Genomic DNA, 18,505 nt, shown 5'->3' with positions numbered 1-18,505 from the left:
GTTCCTTTTCTGATATGCGTTGCGCTGCTTTTCGATTGCCGCCGGTTCAGGCGCTTTGCTGCAACTGTTGCAACAACTGCGGCACCGCCTCGAACAGGTCGCCCACCAGGCCATAGTCGGCCACCTGGAAAATCGGTGCTTCCGGATCCTTGTTGATGGCGACAATCACCTTGGAGTCCTTCATGCCCGCCAGATGCTGGATAGCCCCCGAAATGCCGACTGCCACATAGAGTTGCGGCGCCACTACCTTGCCGGTCTGACCAACCTGAAAATCGTTGGGTGCGAAGCCGGCGTCAACCGCCGCGCGCGAAGCACCCAGTGCGGCTCCCAACTGATCGGCCAATGGCTCCAGCACCTGCGAGAACTGTTCGCTGCTGCCCAGCCCGCGGCCGCCCGATACCACCACGCCGGCGCCGGCCAGTTGCGGCCGGTCCGACTTTACCGTTACGCGCGACACGAACTGCGAGCCCTCGACATGTGCCACTGACGGGATGTCGACCACGGCAGCCAGACCGCCGCTGGCGGCGACCGCATCAAATCCGGTAGGACGCACCGTCAACACCTTGATGCGCTCGGCACTTTGCACGGTTTCAATCACATTGCCGGCATAGGTCGGGCGCTCGAACGTGTTGCCGTCGATGACGCGGGTGATTTCGGAAATCTGATTGACATCCAGCAAGGCCGCTACGCGCGGCATGGTGCTCTTGCCCACGGCCGTGGCCGCAGCCGCCAGCCAGCCGTAATCGGCTGCCAATGCCAGCACTTGCGCGGCCAGGTTTTCCGGCAGTCGCTCCTTGAAATGCGGCGCCTGTGCCAGCAATACGCGGCGCACGCCTGCGGCAGCAGCGGCCTGAACGGCAACGCCGGCACAGTCGTCGCCGGCGACCAGCACATGCACTTCCGGGTCACATGCGGCCAGCGCCGCAATCGTATTCAACGTCACGTTGTCGAGAGTCACGTTATCGTGTTCAGCTATTACCAATGCGGCCATGTTCAAATCACCTTCGCTTCATTCTTGAGTTTTTCTACCAGTGCCGCCACATCCTTGACGATGACGCCGGCGCTGCGCACTGCCGGTTCGGCCAGCCTGATCACTTTCAGACGCGCCGCTGCATCCACGCCCAGTTGTTGCGGCGTCAGCGTTTCAAGCGGCTTCTTCTTGGCTTTCATGATGTTGGGCAAGGTCACGTAGCGTGGCGAATTCAGGCGCAAATCGGTGGTGACCACGGCCGGCAGCTTCAGCTCCACGGTTTCCAGCCCGCCATCGACTTCGCGCGTGACACTGGCCTTGCCGTCGGCAATGTGCAACTGCGAAGCAAAGGTTGCCTGCGGCCAGCGGCTCAACGCTGCCAGCATTTGCCCGACCTGATTGGCGTCGTCGTCGATGGCTTGCTTGCCAAGGATCGCCAGGCCCGGTTGCTCACGCTCGGCAACCGCCTTGAGCAGCTTGGCCACGGCCAGCGGTTCCAGTGTTTCGTCTGTCTGTACCAGAATGGCACGATCGGCGCCCATTGCCATGGCCGTGCGCAGCGTTTCCTGGCAGGCCGCCACACCCACGGAAACCGCCACCACTTCCGTCGCCTGTCCGGATTCACGTAAGCGGATTGCTTCCTCGACGGCAATTTCGTCGAACGGGTTCATCGACATTTTTACATTGGCCAATTCGACAGCACTGCCATCGGACTTGACCCGCACCTTGACGTTGTAATCCACAACGCGCTTTACTGCCACCAGCACTTTCATTTGATCTCCTTGCGGGAATTGCTTTTGATTTGACTTGATGCGCCCTGTCGGGCCGGCACGTTAACTATAGGGCGCCGTCACAATCCGATCTGGCGCGCGACGATCATGCGCATGATGTCGCTGGTGCCGCCGCCCACCATCGGGAAGTAGGAGTCGCGTAAAAACCGTTGCACCGGATATTCGTTCATCAAACCGTAACCGCCGAAAATCGACAGCGCCTTCTGACACACCTCATTACAGCCATCGCCGGCAATGATCTTTGCCAATGCCGCCTCGCTGGTGATCGGGGCCCCGCTATCTGCCAATGCCGAGGCGTGATAGGTATACAAGCGTGCCTGCTCAAGTTGCGCCAACATGTCGACCAGCTTGAACTGAACTGCCTGAAATTTCCCGATCGGCTTGCCGAACTGACTGCGTTCGCCGGCATAGCGCAAGGCAGCATCGTAAGCAGCGCGGGCATTGCCGAGCGCCAGCGCGGCGGTAAAAATACGATCAATGGTCAGCGACTTGTATGCCTTCAGAAAACCGCCGCCGGTGCCGTCGCCCATGCAGTGGGCATCCGGCACGAACACATCGTTGAATGCCAGTTCGGCGGTATCGGAACAACGCACCGAGAATTTATCCAGCTTGCGGCCGATACTGAAACCGTCAGTCTTGGTATCGACAATGAACAGTTCCAGTCCCTTGCTGCCCTTGGACGGATCGGTGGTGGCCACTACGGTAATGAAGTCCGCCACCGTACCGTTAGAGGTAAATATCTTGCTGCCGTTGATGACATAGCCGCCGTCCACCTTGACCGCCCGGGTTTTCAGAGATCCGGCGTCGGACCCGGCATTGGGCTCGGTAATAGCAAACGCGCCGATCTTTTCGCCGCGCATCGCCGGCATGAAATAGTTTTCCCGCAGGGTGTCGTTGCCCCACTCATGAATCGTGTGGGTGGCAGTAGAACCCTGCATGCAGACCGCAGCGGCAAAGCCCATCGATCCGCGCGCCAGTTCCTCGCACAAAATCGTGAAGCAGGTGTACGGAAACGGCATGCCGGTGCCGCCCGAGGCTTCCGGATACATCACGCCAAAATAGCCGAGCCCGGCCAGTTCGCGGAACAGCTCGAATGAAAATTCGCTGTTTTCGTCCAGATGTTCCGCCTGAGGAATCAAGCGTTCATCGACCCAGCGCGCCAGGTGATGGCGAAATTCCTTTACGTCGTCTTGAAGATGGTTCACTGGAATTGCTCCTGTTCATTGGTTCTGATTGCTGAAGGCCTGTTTCAAGTCCTTCTTGGATACCTTGCCCACGGCATTGAGCGGCAATTGCTGCTGAAAATGGATTTCCTTGGGGCATTTGTAGGCCGCCAGATGTTGCCGTGCATGGGCAAGGATCTCGGCGGCGCTGCGGCGCGAGCCCGGCTTGAGCACGATGCTGGCGACCACGCGTTCAACCCAGACCGGATCGGCCACGCCGAACACGGCTGCCATCGCCACTTCGGGATCAGCACGCAAGACTGCTTCGACTTCGCTCGGATAGACGTTCTCGCCACCGGTGACGATCATGTCGTTCTTGCGATCCACCAGATAGAGATAACCATCCTGATCCTGATAGCCAAGGTCACCTGAGCAAAACCAGCCACTCAGAAAGGCCTTTTCGGTGGCATCCGGGTTATTCCAGTAATGCGACATCATGCTTTGGCCGCGAATCAATATTTCACCGATCTCGCCAACCGCCAATGCGCGACCGTCGTCCGCCGCCACCCGGATCGCATTTCCCGGTGCCGGCCGACCACACGAGGACAACAAATCCTGGCGCTCGCCGCTGCTTGCGCGCACGTGATCCGAAGCGGAAAGATCGGTGATCATTCCGGCCTCGGTGGAGCCGTAAGACTGAATGAAGTCGCATCCTTGGAAGGTATCGAGCGCGCGCTTGAGCAATTCCAGAGGAATCGCCGATGCCGCATAGAAAATCAGCCGCAGATGCTGCAAGTCAACCTGTCCGATGGCCGGGTCGGCGAGCAGCGCATTGATCATGGTCGGTACCAGATGGACATTGGTAATCCGATGCAAAGCAAGATTGCGCAGCACCTGCGCGGCATCGAAGCCGGCCATCAGCACCGATGTGCAGCCGGCGGCATAGCTGGGATGCAGGTGATACCACATGCCACCGGCATGGAACATTGGCATCGCCGCCAGCGTCCGGTCTTCCGGTTGCAGATGCAACACCAGATCTGCCGATACATGAACGTTGCCGAGAATCCCGCGCTGCGTGATCGCCACGCCCTTGGGTGCGCCAGTGGTGCCACTGGTGTACATCAGACAGGCCACGTCGTCAGCCGCCAGCATGATACCGGGCCGCGCATCTGAGGCCGCCGTCAGCAGCTGTTCATAATCCTGCCATCCCGATAGCGCTGCACTGCCTGATTGCGCAGTACCGAGAGCGATGAATACCGATACCGACGGCAATTGCTCCCGCAATGCGGCGATCACCGGCAAATGCTGCTGATCAACCACAATTGCCGCCGGCGCGCTGTGATGCAGTAATGCCAGCAGTTCCGGCGGTGTCAGCCGCCAATTCAGCGGCACCACGATCAGTCCGGTTTTGGCGAGGCCATAGACCTCGGCATACTCGGTACAATTCTTGGCCAGAATGGCGACCCGGTCGCCCTTGCGCAAACCTTGGGCAGCCAAGGCATTGTTGATGCGGTTGACCCGCAAGTCGAACCCGGCAAAGCTCAACGCCTTGCCATCGACATTAATGAATGCAGTCTTGTCTGCGAAACGGGTCGCGAGCGATTCGCACAACTCGCTCCAGACCCGGAATTTCTCAGGCGTGCCGCTGTCAGGCCTGGCTGTCACTTTCGCTGCCCCGGACATCAGTGATGCGCCACTTTATTCATCTTGCGCTCAAGAAAATCCCTGAGCCTTTGCTTGGCTTCCTCATCGGACGCAGCCAGCGTGGTCATCAGACGTTCAGTCATCAATCCGCTCGCGGGGTCTTGTTCAACGATATGCGGCAACGCCTGCAAAATTGCATAATTTGCCAGCGGCGCATTCTGCGCAACCTTTCTGGCCAACTCAAGACCTTTCGCCAAGCCTTCTCCCGCGGGTTCCAGATACTGGGAAAAACCCAGCCGGTATCCGTCTTCGGCGCCATAGGTACGGCCCGTCAGCATCATGTCCATGACGCGATCGGTACCAATCAGGCGCGGAATGCGGACCGAGCCGCCGGAGCCCAGAAAGATGCCGCGCACGCCCTCAGGCAAGGCATAAAAAGCCGATGGCTCAGCCACGCGTATATGCGCAGCGCAAGCCAGTTCCAGACCGCCGCCAATGACGGCGCCATGCAATACCGCGATCACCGGCACCGCACAGTATTGCACCAGATCGTTAAGACGCTGGCCGATGGCGGAGGTTTGCAAACCTTTTTTCAAGGTGCCTTCCTTGACTTCATTGAGATCGAGACCGGCGCAGAAATGATCGCCTTCGCCATGCAACACCACGGCGCTGACGCTGGCCGGCAACGCGGCAAACAAGGCGGACAACCCCAGTACCAGTTCATCACTCAGACTGTTGCGTTTTTCCGGCCGTGAGATACGCACAATCAATGTGCCTTCATCCTGAGTGAGTTGAATACATTCAGGAATTGCTCCTATCGTGCTTGCTGCTGTCATTTTTTTCTCCGCTCTATATTTCTTCGTTGGCCGGTATCAATGCAACCGGCTCCGGATCTTGCCGGATCAACTGCACCACGCGTGCCAGATTGCGGTCCCGCCACTCAACCCACTCCGGAATCGAATGGCCGTTGGCAACCTCCTCTGCCGCATGCAACAACTTCTGGCGGGTGGCGGCATCCAGTTGCGGCTGCCCCAGCGCTTCCCACCATCCCTCAATGGCTTTTCCGGCATGATCGAGAATGCCTTGCATGCCGCCATTGCCGCCGGCCAGATGCATGGTCAGCAAACCGCCCATCAATGCCCAGCGCGGACCCAGTCCATAGCGCACTGCATCGTCAATGTCGGTCGGCGTGGCGATTTCTTCTGCCAGGCAATGCACCGCCTCCCGCAGCAATGCGAACTGCAGGCGGTTGGTCATGTGACCATTGGCTTCCCGCAACAAACGTATCGGGTGTTTGCCTACGCGGCGGGTAAATGCCATGGCCCAATCCGTGACCTCGGCGGCGGTCTCTTTTCCGGCTACCACTTCGATCAATGGAATCAGATGTGCCGGGTTGAACGGATGCGCCACCACAAATCGCTCCGGATGCCGGCAGGATTTTTGCAAGGTACTCGGCGGGATACCGCCGGTGCTCGACAAGATCACTTTTTCCGGACCGGCGTGAGTCGAAATATCACACAAGATCTGTGCTTTCAGATCGGGCCGTTCGGGACCGTTTTCCTGAATCACATCGGCCTCGGAGGCGACCTCGGCAATCGATGGCAAAAACAGAAAAGAGGATTCCGGGATCGCCTTGTCCGGCGTCCCCAGCAATTGCATCAGCGACGGCCATGCCTGGGCGATGAATTCACGTGCCTTGCGTTCAGCCTCCGGCCCCGGGTCATAAGCCAGCACACGCATGCCATGTGCCATGAACAGGGCTGCCCAGCTGGCACCTACCGCGCCGGTACCAATGATGCCGACCTTGACTACGCTCTCGGGTGAGATGCGAACTATGTTATTGATTGTGCTTTGCATATCATCCTTTGGGCTCTTGGAATCCGACCGGAGCCGCTCAGGCTGCCTGAATGGTCAGGCTGATGTCGCCCAGACCGGCAATCGAACCGGCGATATGATCACCCGCCACTACCGGGCCGACCCCTTCCGGCGTACCGGTGAAAATCACATCGCCTGGCGTCAGGTGATAGTAGCGGGACAGATGTGCAATCAGATCGCTGATGCCATGGATCAGCAACGACAAATCAGATGATTGCTTTTGTTCGCCATTGACGCGCAATTCGATTGCACCGCTGCTCGGATGGCCGCATTGCTGCGCCGGAACGATTGCCGAAATCACGGCAGACTGTTCGACATCTTTCCCCAGATCCCATGGCCGGCGCTGTTCACGTGCTGCCAGTTGCAAGTCGCGGCGCGTCATGTCGAGGCCGCATGCATAGCCGAACACATGCTCCAGCGCCTGCTCGCGCGGGATCTCGAAGCCAGCCTTGCCAATGACCGCCACCAGTTCCATCTCATAGTGATAATTGCTGGTGCCTGGCGGATAGCTGATGCTGGCGCCTGATGGCACATAGGTGTCGGCCGCCTTGGTAAAGTAAAACGGTGCTTCACGGTCCACTTGCACACCCATTTCTTTGGCGTGTGCTTCATAATTTCTGCCGACGCAAAAAATGCGCCGCACCGGATAGCGGTCATTGCTGCCGGCGACCGGAATGGCGGGAATCGGGGATGGCGGGAACAGATAAGTTGTCATTCAAAAACCTCATAAATACCAAGTTTGCGATGTAGCGGAGCGTCATCTACCATGAACAGATAGACCGGCTCCCGTGTGGATGTATTACGCAGCGTAGAACGGGCGTGAGTAGGAATGGCCAGCGTATCGGCATCGCCGAAGCTGTGTTCAGCGTCATCTACGGTGGCCTGGCCTTGCCCTTGCACCACGTGCAGGACGGCAGACGCAGAACGGCGCGGCAAGCTGACCTGTTCACCCGGACGCAGATAGATGGCCGAGAACCCCAGGGTCGCCAGACACTCCTGGCCGGTCTCCGGATTAACGTAAGCCAGTTGCACCAATTGGTTCTTGGGGGTGACTTCAGCCAGCGCATGCAACGACGCGCGAACTTCTTTCCATGGGAAGCGCAACAGCGGATAGGCGCTTTTCTTTTGGTCCAGCGAGCTGTAGGGAATCACGCCGCCTTGACGGAAACGCTGATTGCAGTCGCCCTCCTGTTTCACCAGTTCTTGTGATCCTTTGCTTTCGGTGCTGTAGGAGGCGTCAATGCCGTAAATCAACGGCAGGTCCAGCGCATCCATCCATATCACCGGCCCTTGCCCTTCGTGTCCATGCTCATGCCAGAGTCCGGGCGGCGTCAAAATCAGATCGCCCTTTTCCATCGGCAGACGTTCACCACCGACCACGGTAAAGCCGCCACTGCCCTCGATCACGAAGCGCACCGCAGACGGCGTGTGTTTGTGGTTGGGCGCAGTCTCGCCCGGCAAGATCAATTGCAAGCCGATATAAATGCTGGCAGTAGCCTGCATGTTTTGCAGACCCAGACCGGGATTGCACAACACCAGCACGCGTCGTTCCGCTTTTTCAATCGGCGCCAGTTCACCGGCCTTGATCAGATCGGGGCGCACGTCCTGATAGCGCCACATCACCGGCTGCGTACGCCGCGCCGGAATCCCATGCGGCAGCATTGCCCGCAGCGCCGGCCATAGTGGCAGCGTATTGCGCGACACCAAACCGTCGTAATAGTCTTTCGGCAGATCTTCGACGCGTCCGAGATTACTCATTTTCATGTCCTTTCAAATTGACGTTTGCCGCCACCTCTTCAGAGGCTGCCAGCGCCACCAAAGCATCCAGCGCCAGCGCACCGTCGGCATTGACGCGCAACGGATTGATTTCCAGTTCAGCGATTTCCGGGTGCTCCAGCATCAGTTGACCAACCGCCTTGACTACCGCGGTGATGGCATCGCGATTGCATATTGGCAAATGGCGGAAACCATCCAGCAGCTTGCGGCCGCGCAATTCGCCGAGCATGTTGCTGACGTCGATATCACTCACCGGCGCCAGCCGCACACTGCTGTCAGCCATGGCTTCGGCCATGACACCGCCGATGCCGGCCATCAGCACGACACCCCAGGAATCGTCGCGTATGCCGCCCACAATCAGTTCGACGCCATCGGCGGCCATTTCCTCGACCAGCACTTTTCCGGGATCGCGGGTCGGTATGTTGGCGATGGCATCAAGTGCCGCCTCAAACTGCTGACGATCACGAATATGCAGATGGACGCCGCCGACTTCGGTTTTATGCGGCACGTCCGCCGCCGCTATTTTTACTACCAGCGGTTTGGACAATTGTTCAAATGCCTGCTGTGCTTCGCTGCGGCTGTGGCATAACACGCGCTGCGGACTACGGATGCCGTAACCGGCCAACAACTCTTTGGCGGTACTTTCATCCGGCGTGCGATGAATGCGCGGCCGGGTCTGAATCTGAACCGCGGCGCTGCGTTGGGTCTGGTTCCAGCGCCCTTGCGCATCCGCTGCCAGGACACTGCCCGCCAGTACCAGCCGTTCCGGGCTGAGAACACAGGGAATCGCCGCCTCGCGCAACGCCGCCTGCGTCGGCTCCACATCGGCCGGCAAACCCAGGGTGCCGAATACCACCGGTTTGCCGCAAGCCTTGGCGGCAGCCAGTGCCGTCACCGGATCAAGCACGGCCGGCTCGCTCAATGAGTAGACCAGTACCGCATCAATGTTGTCAGCCTGCGCCACCGCTTCCACCACGCGCCCGAATCCGGCACCGGGGCGGCCGGTATCCACCGGATTCTTGATGAATGTCATCGGCGGCAAATGCCGGGCGATCTCCTGCTGTGCCGGCGGGCTTAACTCCGGAACTGCAACATTGGCACTCTTGAGGCCATCCATGATCAACAGCCCCGGACCGGCCTGCCCCGTCACCAGCGCAATTGCCGGGTGCTGTTTTGCCGGCAAACGCCCCTGCGCCAGCAGCACTGCAGCCTGGGCCAGCTCTTCCGTCGAATTGACCACCACCGCACCGGCCTGAATCAGTGCCGACACCGTGCGCTGGTGCGACCCCATCAAATTGCCGGTATGTGATACCGCAAATTCGCCAATGTCGTTCTTGCCCGCCACCAGCGCCACCACCGGCTTGACGGCGGTGGCCGCACGTACGGCTTCGAACAGACGACGGCCATCCGGCACCCCTTCCAGATGCAGGGCGATGGCGGTGGTATGCGGATCGTCGGCCAGCATCGGCAACACATCTGCGGCGCTGACATCGACTGCATTACCCAGGCCGGCAGCGAGCGATATGCCATGACCGAGATGATCAATCAGGAAACTGATCGTCAGATTGACGCCACCCGATTGCGCGATGACCGCGACGTTGCCGCGCCGCAGCTGATCGACTCCCGGTACGAAACTGGCTACGCAATCAAGATAGGGATTGATGAAGCCGGAGGTATTCGGTCCCAGCAAACGCAAACCGGTCCTGCGGCAAATGTCTGCCAGTTCCTGTTGCAACCTCGCACCATCGCCACCGACTTCGCCAAAGCCGCCGGAGATGATGAAGATGCCACCGACACCGCGTTGGGCAGCCTCTTCCGCTGCCCGTATGCAATGCACGGCCGGGATTGCCAGTACCGCCAGGTCCACCGCCTCCGGTAACTCACTGACACCGGGATAGCAAGGAAAGCCGAGAATCTCGCTGGCCTTCGGATTTACCGCCATCAACTTGCCCGGGAAATTTTTCAGCGATAGCAAGGCTTGCGACCCGGCCTTGCTCAGATCGGCGGAGGCGCCGATGACGGCAATACTCTTCGGATTGAACAAGCGCTGCAAATTGGTACGACGGATCTGATTTAACTCGTTGCTTGCCACGTCATTCCCCGATCTCAGGCAGTAAGCGGGCGCAGGCCCATGATTTCACGTGCTTCGTCGGGGGTAGCCGGCTCGTAACCCATCTCGCGCACCAGTCGCACCAGTCGCTCCACCAACTGCACGTTGGTCGCCAATTCGCCCTGAGCGTAGTACAGGTTGTCTTCCAGACCGACCCGCACGTGACCGCCCAGCAGCAAGGAATTCATGGCGGCCGGCAATTGCGCCGCGCCAATCGCGCTGACATTGAAAACCGAATCCTTGGGCAAGTGATCCACCATGGTCTGCAACAGACGCGGCGTATAGGGCAAGGCACCTTGGAATGCATTGACGCCGAGCACGATATTGACAAAGTACGGCGCCTGATCCAATCCTTCTCCGATCATGCGTGGCACGTCCTGCACGATATCGGCCAGACCGAACACTTCCCACTCCGGCTTGATGCCGCGCGCCTGCATCATGCTGGCGAGTTGACGGATACGCGACGGCATGGTCGGCACCAGAATTTCACGATCACCAAAACTGGCCACCACGGTCTGGGCATCCAGCGTACACATCTCGACGCCTTCGCCTTCCAAGCCTTTGAGCCGCTCTTCCCAGCGAATTTCCCAGTACTCGCTGTTGCCGACCGGATGCACCATGTCGCCATTGATACCGCCACCGGTCGAGTTGTTCAGGATGATGTCGCACTTGTCGCGGATCAGGCGATTGATACTGGTATATACCGCCGGGTCGCAGGTGGCCTGATCATCGGGACGGCGCGCATGTACCGCGACCACGCTGGCACCGGCGTTGTAGCAGCGATAAACGTCATCCGCAATTTCTTGCGGCTGAGTCGGCAAATGGGGATTTTGTTTCTTGCTGGCCATGCCGCCTGTCGGGGCAATGGTCACGATAATTTTGCGCGCAGCCATGCTTTATGTCTCCTTATCTGTGGTTCTCGTGATGAACCGGTAATGCGTCTTCGCATTCCGGTCAATTTAAATAAATGATACATCATCAGTTATGTGAGGTATCATAAATTTTTCGAGGGCATCCGAACAATGTTTAGTTTTTATATTTGTCATCCACTTTTTGCATGACCGCCGACCATGAATTCACTCCCGCTGGAATATTTCCTCCGTGTCGCCGAAATGGGCAGCATCACTAAATCGGCCAATGAACTGCGTTTGTCGCAGCCGGCGCTGTCGCGTCATATGGCGGCACTGGAGCGCGAATTGGGGGTCGCGCTGTTCACCCGGTCACATGGCGGCGTGCAGTTGACGGAAGCTGGACAACTGTTGGCGGACCGGGCCCGGCCCATTCTGCGACAGTTGTCGATTCTCAAAGAGCAGATGGGAGAACATGCTACCGGCCTGCTCAGCATCGGCATTCCGCCGTCATGGCATCAAGTATTTACGCAGGAATTCGCAGCCCGCATCATTACCAATGCACCCGGCATCAAACTGCGCGTGTATGAAGGCGCCAGCAATCTGTTGCGTGAATATATGGCAGCCGGTTTGCTCGATCTGGCTATCGTTCCATTCCAAACCAACCCCACCTCCGGCTATTGCCAGACCAGTCTGATTCGCGAGCCCGCAATGTATGTCGGGACCGAACAGGACGGCCTGCGGGCCAATCAATTTTTACCGGTCAGCACACTCGATGGAAAACAACTGGTGCTGCCCAGCCGGCCGAACGGATTGCGATTGCAGATTGAACACGCATTGGCACGCAAGAATTTGTTTTTCAAAATTGCCGCCGAGGTAGATACCCTGACCTTGTGCCTGACGCTGGCGCGCAGCGGCCATGCACATACGGTGGTCCCGAGCTGCGCCCTGTACGACAAGGAAGCCGCGCGCGGCTTGAGCTGGTCGCCATTGAGTGCAATCCATCTGACCTGGACCTTGTGTGAGAACGATGCCCGTACCCATTCAATCGCCGTACGCGAAGGCAAGCGCCTGGCATTGGAGTTGATTGCGGCACGGGTACAAGAAGGCGGCTGGCAAGGGGCCGAGAAACTGAACATGTAAATTCAATTGGCATGTCATGCCAAGTTTGGATAGAATTCATTAACTGATACATAGTCAGCTAATAACAGCGCATTGAATAAAACAATAAGGAGACCCGTGCAGACAGATACCAATCGCCGCACTGTATTGATTACCGGCGGCGCTGGCGGCATTGGCGCCGGAATCGCCGCGCAACTGGCGCAGCAAGGATATCGGGTAGTGCTGGCAGACCTCGATGTGAATCAGGCTGCCAGCATTGCCGCAGCCCTGCCGGGACACGACCACTGTGCCGTCGTGATGGACGTCGCCAATGAAGCCAGTGTCGAACAGGCATTTGAACAGGCCGAAGCCGCAGGCCCGGTTGACGTATTGGTACATGCCGCCGGCGTGCTGTTGACCACTCCGGGCAAGCCCACGCTCAAATTCTGGGAGTCCGGACTGGAGCGCTGGGAAGCCTGCATGCGCATCAATGCGCGTGGCAGTTATCTGTGTGCCGCCGCTTTCGTCAGACGCCGTTTGCAACATGCCGTGCCCCATGGGCGGATTGTCCTGTTCAGTTCCGTGGTCGGACAGAACGGTGGTGCCAAGAACAGCTTTGCCGACTATGCCGCCTCCAAGGGTGCCGTATTTGGCTTCATGCGCGCCGCTGCCCGCGAATGCGCTGCACTGGGCATTACCGTCAATGCCGTCGCTCCCGGCCATATCGATACGCCGATGCTGCGCAAGAATATTCCGGCCGGCACGCCTGTCGACACGTCATTGATCCCGCTCGGGCGGCTGGGACAGCCGGAAGATATCGCCGCTGCGGTCAGCTACATCATCTCGCCGGAGGCGTCCTACATTACCGGCGCCACGTTCGATGTCAACGGCGGCTTGCGCATGCAATGAACCGGGCCCGGCTTCAGCAGATTCCACTTCAAGAGAGAAAGCAATGAATCAACCAGACTCGGACGATCCGTTTTACGAATTGCGATTCTATCGGGTCGCATCCGGCCGCCAGCGTGACATGGATGCGCGCGTGCGCAATGACCTGCGTCCGCTGTTCGGCCGCCATCAGGTACGTCCGGCAGCCGCATGGAATGTTTCCTTTGGTAGCGGCGCCCCCTTGTTTGTTTACCTGACACCGTGGCACAACATGCAGCAACGGACCAAAAGCTGGGCCGGATTTTATGCCGATCCGGGGTGGGCCGAAGCGCGTACCAGGACCAATGCCGGCAGCGAGCTGGTGGAAAGTTACGATATCTGGTTCCTGCGTGCGATTCTGGACTGGAATGCCGGCCCATCCGCAGTCGCCCGAACAGTATCCGCCACACCACCGGCCACGGCTGAAATGATGGTGCGTTCCATCGCCGTCGGTCAATCGGCGGCCGCCCGCAGCGAAATCATTGATACCGTGATTCCGCTGTTGCAGCAAGGCGGCGCCATAGTGCATGGCGTCTTTGACGTCATGAGCGGTTGCAGCCTTCCGGCCATCGTGCTGTTCGTGGACTGGGCCGATATGGCGCAACGCACTGCCGTGCTGGCACGACTCGACGACCGGATTGTGACCGCCCACACCAGCAACGGCGCGCCCTTGCTCGGTCGTGCCGATCATTATCTGATGCAAGACTTCGACATCAACTGGAATCAGGAAGATTGAACATGCAAGCAAGAACACTTTATGGTTACTTCCGCAGCTCCGCCTCTTACCGGGTCCGCATTGCGCTCAACCTCAAACAATTGGATTACGAAACGGTATCGATTCATCTCAATCGCCATGGCGGCCAACAATTTTCTGCCGATTTTTTGGCATTGAACCCGGCCGCACTGGTGCCGGTGCTGTTCGATCAACCGGCGGCCGATGCCGGAGCGGGTCTGACGCAATCGCTGGCCATCATTGAATATCTTGATGACATTTATCCGCAATCGCCACTGCTGCCCGCCAACCCCCAAGACCGCGCCTGGGTCAGAAGCATTGCGCTGGCAATCTCCTGCGATATTCACCCGCTCAATAATTTACGCGTTCTGCAATATCTGGTGAAGGAACTGAAGCTCGACGAAGATCAGAAAAATGCCTGGTATCGGCATTGGTGCGGACTCGGTCTGGCGGCGCTGGAAAAGCAGTTGAGTACTGATGCGCGGGTGGGGAAATACTGTTTCGGCGACACCCCGACACTCGCCGATTGTTGCCTGGTGCCGCAAATATTCAACGCGCAACGCTTCAACTGCGATCTGACGGGCGTGCCGACACTGATGCGTATTGTAGAAAACTGCCAGTTGCTGGATGCGTTCAGCGCGGCGATGCCGGCCAGACAGCCGGACGCGGAATAATCGACAACGGCGACTGCGCTACTGGTCCAGGTCGGTGCGCAACCGGTCTGGAATCAATACCGGCAACACGAAATGGCGAATGCGTTCGCGCAAGCGCCGTTCATTCCATGGCCGCGCCGACACCATATGCGCCAGTTCCCGCAGCCCCCACGCCACCACTTCTTCGAGATCGAGGTGCGGACGCGCCTCTTCGGATTGCAATATCAGCCCCAGCACTACCCGCGCCCGTTGTTGATAGACGCTGGCAAACAGGTTGACACCATTGCCCTTGAACAGCTCCCCCAGCCATGCACCATCCGGGATATCCAGAACCGCGCGCAGCATGGCGCGCTCAACCCGGGATTCCAGGCTGCCCTGCCCCATCAGTATTTTCAGCGCCCGGCTTTCAAACGGCGCGGAACGGGCTACCACCAGTGCCGTAAGAATGCCTTCCTTGTTACCAAATTTGCGGTACAGGGTCGCGCGCGAGATGCCGGACTCTGCGGCAATATCTTCGACCGTGGTACTTTCCAGGCCGATCCGCTCAATGCAGCGGCCGGCAGCAGCGACCACGCTCTCCAGCATGATGCGTTCGCGTTCGGCAGCAGCGCTGCTGACACGTTTTTCAACAGGAATTCCAGGATGTGCGGTCATACTTTTCAATTTGTCTGTTTCAGCAGTGTCCGCGCCGGAGTATGCGATAAATCAACTGCAACCGGCATCAGACCGGGATGACATCAGGCTTGTTCTCGGCCGCCAGTGATTTTAACGGAATTGTTTCATCTGCAAGCAATGCCGGAAGAAACAGGCGTCCGCTGCCAAGCAAACGCCTTGCATGCATGAAATCGGCAGGACGGTTGATGGCATCGGCGGCAATCAGCTTTCCCTGCTTCAAGTAAAAGCACATGAACGATTCGGATGCCATCTGACCGCGCATGACTACCTGATCATAGCCGTGCGACAGTCCGGCCATTTGCAGTTTCAAGTGATATTGATCGGACCAGAACCACGGCGTGATCGACAACATGTCTGGCCGGCCACATAAATTGGCGGCCGCCACGCGTGCCTGCTCGATGGCGTTCTGTACCGATTCTATGCGCATGCGCCTGCCGGCAAATGCATTGTAGTGATTGGCGCAATCGCCGATGGCCATGATGTCAGGATCGGAGGTACGCGTATGCTCGTCAATCACAATGCCATCGTCGACTGCCAGACCGGCGGCTTCGGCCAGGGTCACGTTCGGCACCAGTCCGATACCAACCACAATCATGTTGGCGGCCACCATGGTGCCGTCACTGAACGATACGCTGACGCCATCACCAGCACTGGCTGCGGCGACTGCTGTCACGCCGGTACCGATCCGGATATCGACGCCACGGGTCTGGTGCAAGCTGGTGTAAAACGCCGATATTTCCGGTGCCGCCACGCGCGCCAGCAAACGTGGCGCACTTTCGACCAGCGTCACCTTGAGTCCCTGCGCCACAGCGATGGCAGCCACTTCAAGCCCGACATAACCACCGCCAATGATCAACAAGTGACGATCAGGCAAAAATGCGGCGCGCAAATGCAAGATGTCATCAATGCTGCGCAGTGAATACACGCTGGCTGCCGCACACTCAAGCCCGGCAAGCTGCCGTGCCTCGCCACCGGTGGCAAGAATCAGTTTGTCGTAGGCAAGCGAGCTGGCGTCAGCCAGATGCAGCAACTTGTTGTGGCGGTCAATACTGACCACGCTGACGCCAAGACGTAACTCGATGCCCGCTTTGTCGTAACTTGAGAGCGGCCGCAAATACAGACTGTCAAGACTGGCGGTGCCCGCCAGAAATGCTTTCGATAACGGCGGGCGCTGATATGGCGGATAAGACTCCTGCCCGAGCACCATGATGGCACCGGCAAATCCTTCCTTTCTCAGGCTGAACGCCACTTCACAGGCAGCCTGTCCGGCGCCGACGATAACCACGCGTTGCGACATGTTGATGCTCCGTCAAATTGTCTGGCAGGGACGATGCCTGACATGGCACCCGCTCAGCACTGCCGTTCCGGCAGATGCAACACGATGCCGTCCAGCATCGGCCCGGCCAGCAATTGACAGGTCAGACGACTGCTTTCCTTTTGCTCCAGCACTCCGTCAAGCATCATTTCCTCATCGTCGGATGGCGCGCTCAGTTTGTCGCTCCATGCGGCATCGACATAGGCATGACATGTTGCGCAACTGCACGAGCCGCCACAGTCGCCAAGAATCCCCGGAACCATATTGTTGATTGCCGCCTGCATGATGCTGACGCCTTCCTCAGCTTCCACGACATGGCGGGTACCGTTGTGTTCGATCAAATGAATTTTCACCATTACTGTTCCTCTGCGATTGTCAGCTTCCGTCTTTTGCATCAGGCCCTCTTTCAGGCGCATCGCGCATCACGCAGCGCGGCGCCGGAAAGCCGGCAGATTGCCGATGACTCATTTCTGCGAGTACGGACAACCCGTAGCAGCAGCGGCCACCACAGGAGCCGTTGCCGAATCATCACGCCCTTCAACTTCGGTTGCATATAACCGGCCCGGTTTGCCGATCGCTTTGCCGGGCGTGAACCTGACCGGCATGCGCTTGATACCGTTGGTAAAATTCGAACGCAGCCGCGCCACCGGGCCGGCCGGCTGCATGTCTGGCAGCCGGGTCAGGATCTGATCGAACACCGCCGCCAGCTCAGTGCGCGCCAGCATGGTTCCCATGCAATGGTGAACTGCGCCTTTGGTACCGAAGGCCATGTGCTCGCGGGCGTTGGCGCGCTCAATGCGAATCTCATCCGGATTGTCAAAGATCGCTTCATCGCGGCTGCCGGAGCAATACCACAGGATCAATTGCTGGCCGGCCTTGATGTGCTGGCCATGCAAAGTCACATCGCGCTTGGCCTTTCTGCCAAAACACAGCAGCGGCGTATTGAAGCGCAACAATTCTTCAATCGCGTTCGGCAACAGGCTGCGATCATTCTGCAAACGCTGACGGATATCCGGGTTTTGCATCAGCGTCTGCATGCCAAGCAAGGTCTGCGTACGCGTTGTTTCATTACCGGCGGTTGCCAGCAACAAGAAGAAGCAACCGAGATCGGTATCGCTCAGCATTTCGCCATTTTCGCGCGCCGCGGCAATGGTGCTGAAGATATCGTCTTGCGGATCAGCCCGGCGACGGATGCCAAGGTCGCGTGCATAGGCAAACATTTCTTCGCCGGCTTTCTTGGCATCAAAACGCTGGGAAAATTCCGGATCGGTCATGCCAAAGGTGGCATTGGACCAAGCAAAAATGCGCGCCCGATCTTCGGGCGGCACACCCAGCATGTCCGACACCACTTCAATCGGCACATACGCGGCCAGGTCGACCAGATCGCACTGGCCGCGCTCGATGACGGCATCAATGGCCTCCGTCACCAGCTCGTGAATGCGCTGATTGATACGGGAAATCGCCTTGGGCGTAAACGCACCCATGATGATCCGACGCAAGAACTGGTGCCGTGGCGGATCCGTCATGATCAGGCTGTGACCGATATTGCGCGTCATCGTATGTTCGGGAAGAGGCAACGGCACCACATTGGTCTCGTTGGTAAAGTCTTCTACGTTCTTCTCAATGGCCTGAATGTCGGCATAGCGCGTAATCGACCAAAAGCCGTCATTGGGTCCGCGCGGCTCCCAGTGCACCGGCGCTTCCTTGCGCAGCAACGCAAAGTAGTCATGGGTGACATTTTCGATAAACACGCCTGGATCGGCCAGATTGATATCTCCGAGTTTCATGGTCAGCTCTCCTCCTGATGGGTCAATGTCATTTTATTTTTGAGACGATTTACAAAATTCGTCTCAATTTTAGATCATTGAAATTTGAGATGCAATTTAAATTTTGTCTCAAAAAATCATGCCGGCGTAAAGCATGGCGG

General features: G+C 58.3%; 18 protein-coding genes. 4 read left to right on the top strand and 14 right to left on the bottom strand.

Annotated elements, in window-relative coordinates; all coding sequences use genetic code 11:
- Nucleotides 1-46: 46 nt before the first annotated feature.
- The 10 genes from AKL27_RS00750 to AKL27_RS00705 form a co-directional block, all read right to left on the bottom strand.
- On the bottom strand, nucleotides 47-991 hold the full coding sequence (locus tag AKL27_RS00750; protein ID WP_050460652.1) for an electron transfer flavoprotein subunit alpha/FixB family protein: 945 nt from the start codon (nucleotides 989-991) through the stop codon (nucleotides 47-49).
- Nucleotides 992-993: 2 nt separating this feature from the next.
- Nucleotides 994-1,743, bottom strand: a complete 750-nt coding sequence (locus tag AKL27_RS00745) for an electron transfer flavoprotein subunit beta/FixA family protein (protein WP_050460651.1) — start codon at nucleotides 1,741-1,743, stop codon at nucleotides 994-996.
- Nucleotides 1,744-1,820: 77 nt separating this feature from the next.
- Complete coding sequence (locus AKL27_RS00740; RefSeq protein ID WP_050460650.1) at nucleotides 1,821-2,966, bottom strand: acyl-CoA dehydrogenase family protein; 1,146 nt, start codon at nucleotides 2,964-2,966, stop codon at nucleotides 1,821-1,823.
- Between the two features lie 15 nt (nucleotides 2,967-2,981).
- Nucleotides 2,982-4,589, bottom strand: coding sequence for a class I adenylate-forming enzyme family protein (locus tag AKL27_RS00735; protein ID WP_198155842.1), 1,608 nt, complete (start codon nucleotides 4,587-4,589; stop codon nucleotides 2,982-2,984).
- Nucleotides 4,590-4,606: 17 nt separating this feature from the next.
- Complete coding sequence (locus AKL27_RS00730) at nucleotides 4,607-5,404, bottom strand: crotonase/enoyl-CoA hydratase family protein (RefSeq protein WP_050460648.1); 798 nt, start codon at nucleotides 5,402-5,404, stop codon at nucleotides 4,607-4,609.
- Between the two features lie 13 nt (nucleotides 5,405-5,417).
- The gene (locus AKL27_RS00725; RefSeq protein WP_050460647.1) at nucleotides 5,418-6,425 is read right to left on the bottom strand and encodes a 3-hydroxyacyl-CoA dehydrogenase NAD-binding domain-containing protein; all 1,008 of its coding nucleotides are present in this window, start codon (nucleotides 6,423-6,425) and stop codon (nucleotides 5,418-5,420) included.
- 37 nt (nucleotides 6,426-6,462) lie between these two features.
- Nucleotides 6,463-7,158 (bottom strand): fumarylacetoacetate hydrolase family protein, encoded by a 696-nt coding sequence (locus tag AKL27_RS00720; RefSeq protein WP_050460646.1) that lies wholly within the window; start codon nucleotides 7,156-7,158, stop codon nucleotides 6,463-6,465.
- Nucleotides 7,155-8,201: a cupin domain-containing protein gene (locus tag AKL27_RS00715; RefSeq protein ID WP_050460645.1), complete on the bottom strand. Its 1,047-nt coding sequence runs from the start codon at nucleotides 8,199-8,201 to the stop codon at nucleotides 7,155-7,157. Before AKL27_RS00715 ends, AKL27_RS00720 begins: the two co-directional genes overlap by 4 nt.
- Nucleotides 8,194-10,311, bottom strand: a complete 2,118-nt coding sequence (locus AKL27_RS00710) for an acetate--CoA ligase family protein (protein WP_050460644.1) — start codon at nucleotides 10,309-10,311, stop codon at nucleotides 8,194-8,196. Before AKL27_RS00710 ends, AKL27_RS00715 begins: the two co-directional genes overlap by 8 nt.
- Nucleotides 10,312-10,325: 14 nt before the next feature.
- The gene (locus tag AKL27_RS00705) at nucleotides 10,326-11,222 is read right to left on the bottom strand and encodes a BKACE family enzyme (RefSeq protein WP_050460643.1); all 897 of its coding nucleotides are present in this window, start codon (nucleotides 11,220-11,222) and stop codon (nucleotides 10,326-10,328) included.
- A gap of 177 nt (nucleotides 11,223-11,399) precedes the next feature.
- On the opposite strand from AKL27_RS00705, the gene AKL27_RS00700 reads away from it, so the two are divergent.
- The 4 genes from AKL27_RS00700 (at nucleotide 11,400) to maiA (ending at nucleotide 14,609) form a co-directional block, all read left to right on the top strand.
- Nucleotides 11,400-12,320 carry a LysR family transcriptional regulator gene (locus AKL27_RS00700; protein WP_050460642.1) on the top strand — a complete coding sequence of 307 codons (921 nt, stop codon included), beginning with the start codon at nucleotides 11,400-11,402 and terminating at the stop codon, nucleotides 12,318-12,320.
- 96 nt (nucleotides 12,321-12,416) lie between these two features.
- The gene (locus AKL27_RS00695; RefSeq protein ID WP_050460641.1) at nucleotides 12,417-13,187 is read left to right on the top strand and encodes an SDR family NAD(P)-dependent oxidoreductase; all 771 of its coding nucleotides are present in this window, start codon (nucleotides 12,417-12,419) and stop codon (nucleotides 13,185-13,187) included.
- 43 nt (nucleotides 13,188-13,230) lie between these two features.
- Nucleotides 13,231-13,938 (top strand): NIPSNAP family protein, encoded by a 708-nt coding sequence (locus AKL27_RS00690; protein WP_050460640.1) that lies wholly within the window; start codon nucleotides 13,231-13,233, stop codon nucleotides 13,936-13,938.
- 2 nt (nucleotides 13,939-13,940) lie between these two features.
- Complete coding sequence (gene maiA / locus AKL27_RS00685; RefSeq protein ID WP_050460639.1) at nucleotides 13,941-14,609, top strand: maleylacetoacetate isomerase; 669 nt, start codon at nucleotides 13,941-13,943, stop codon at nucleotides 14,607-14,609.
- An 18-nt stretch (nucleotides 14,610-14,627) separates the two neighbouring features.
- Here maiA and AKL27_RS00680 read toward each other — a convergent pair whose 3' ends face one another.
- The 4 genes from AKL27_RS00680 to AKL27_RS00665 all read right to left on the bottom strand — a co-directional run bounded on the left by AKL27_RS00680 (nucleotide 14,628) and on the right by AKL27_RS00665 (nucleotide 18,365).
- Nucleotides 14,628-15,242: a TetR/AcrR family transcriptional regulator gene (locus AKL27_RS00680; RefSeq protein ID WP_050460638.1), complete on the bottom strand. Its 615-nt coding sequence runs from the start codon at nucleotides 15,240-15,242 to the stop codon at nucleotides 14,628-14,630.
- A gap of 67 nt (nucleotides 15,243-15,309) precedes the next feature.
- Complete coding sequence (locus tag AKL27_RS00675; RefSeq protein WP_050460637.1) at nucleotides 15,310-16,560, bottom strand: NAD(P)/FAD-dependent oxidoreductase; 1,251 nt, start codon at nucleotides 16,558-16,560, stop codon at nucleotides 15,310-15,312.
- Between the two features lie 53 nt (nucleotides 16,561-16,613).
- Nucleotides 16,614-16,934: a 2Fe-2S iron-sulfur cluster-binding protein gene (locus tag AKL27_RS00670; RefSeq protein ID WP_050460636.1), complete on the bottom strand. Its 321-nt coding sequence runs from the start codon at nucleotides 16,932-16,934 to the stop codon at nucleotides 16,614-16,616.
- Nucleotides 16,935-17,042: 108 nt separating this feature from the next.
- Nucleotides 17,043-18,365, bottom strand: a complete 1,323-nt coding sequence (locus tag AKL27_RS00665; protein WP_083438766.1) for a cytochrome P450 — start codon at nucleotides 18,363-18,365, stop codon at nucleotides 17,043-17,045.
- Nucleotides 18,366-18,505 lie beyond the last annotated feature (140 nt).

The organism is Herbaspirillum autotrophicum, from assembly GCF_001189915.1.
Lineage (GTDB): Bacteria > Pseudomonadota > Gammaproteobacteria > Burkholderiales > Burkholderiaceae_D > Herbaspirillum > Herbaspirillum autotrophicum.
The sequence above is the reverse complement of the archived record's forward strand: the minus strand, read 5'-3'. Positions and strand labels throughout refer to the sequence as shown.

Excerpts from the sequence above, each read along its gene's own strand:
- AKL27_RS00750 (WP_050460652.1), bottom strand. The coding sequence starts at position 991 with ATGGCCGCATTGGTAATAGCTGAACACGATAACGTGACTCTCGACAAC.
- AKL27_RS00745 (WP_050460651.1), bottom strand. The coding sequence starts at position 1,743 with ATGAAAGTGCTGGTGGCAGTAAAGCGCGTTGTGGATTACAACGTCAAG.
- AKL27_RS00730 (WP_050460648.1), bottom strand. The coding sequence starts at position 5,404 with ATGACAGCAGCAAGCACGATAGGAGCAATTCCTGAATGTATTCAACTC.
- AKL27_RS00725 (WP_050460647.1), bottom strand. The coding sequence starts at position 6,425 with ATGCAAAGCACAATCAATAACATAGTTCGCATCTCACCCGAGAGCGTA.
- AKL27_RS00720 (WP_050460646.1), bottom strand. The coding sequence starts at position 7,158 with ATGACAACTTATCTGTTCCCGCCATCCCCGATTCCCGCCATTCCGGTC.
- AKL27_RS00715 (WP_050460645.1), bottom strand. The coding sequence starts at position 8,201 with ATGAGTAATCTCGGACGCGTCGAAGATCTGCCGAAAGACTATTACGAC.
- AKL27_RS00705 (WP_050460643.1), bottom strand. The coding sequence starts at position 11,222 with ATGGCTGCGCGCAAAATTATCGTGACCATTGCCCCGACAGGCGGCATG.
- AKL27_RS00700 (WP_050460642.1), top strand. The coding sequence starts at position 11,400 with ATGAATTCACTCCCGCTGGAATATTTCCTCCGTGTCGCCGAAATGGGC.
- AKL27_RS00690 (WP_050460640.1), top strand. The coding sequence starts at position 13,231 with ATGAATCAACCAGACTCGGACGATCCGTTTTACGAATTGCGATTCTAT.
- maiA (WP_050460639.1), top strand. The coding sequence starts at position 13,941 with ATGCAAGCAAGAACACTTTATGGTTACTTCCGCAGCTCCGCCTCTTAC.
- AKL27_RS00680 (WP_050460638.1), bottom strand. The coding sequence starts at position 15,242 with ATGACCGCACATCCTGGAATTCCTGTTGAAAAACGTGTCAGCAGCGCT.
- AKL27_RS00675 (WP_050460637.1), bottom strand. The coding sequence starts at position 16,560 with ATGTCGCAACGCGTGGTTATCGTCGGCGCCGGACAGGCTGCCTGTGAA.
- AKL27_RS00670 (WP_050460636.1), bottom strand. The coding sequence starts at position 16,934 with ATGGTGAAAATTCATTTGATCGAACACAACGGTACCCGCCATGTCGTG.
- AKL27_RS00665 (WP_083438766.1), bottom strand. The coding sequence starts at position 18,365 with ATGAAACTCGGAGATATCAATCTGGCCGATCCAGGCGTGTTTATCGAA.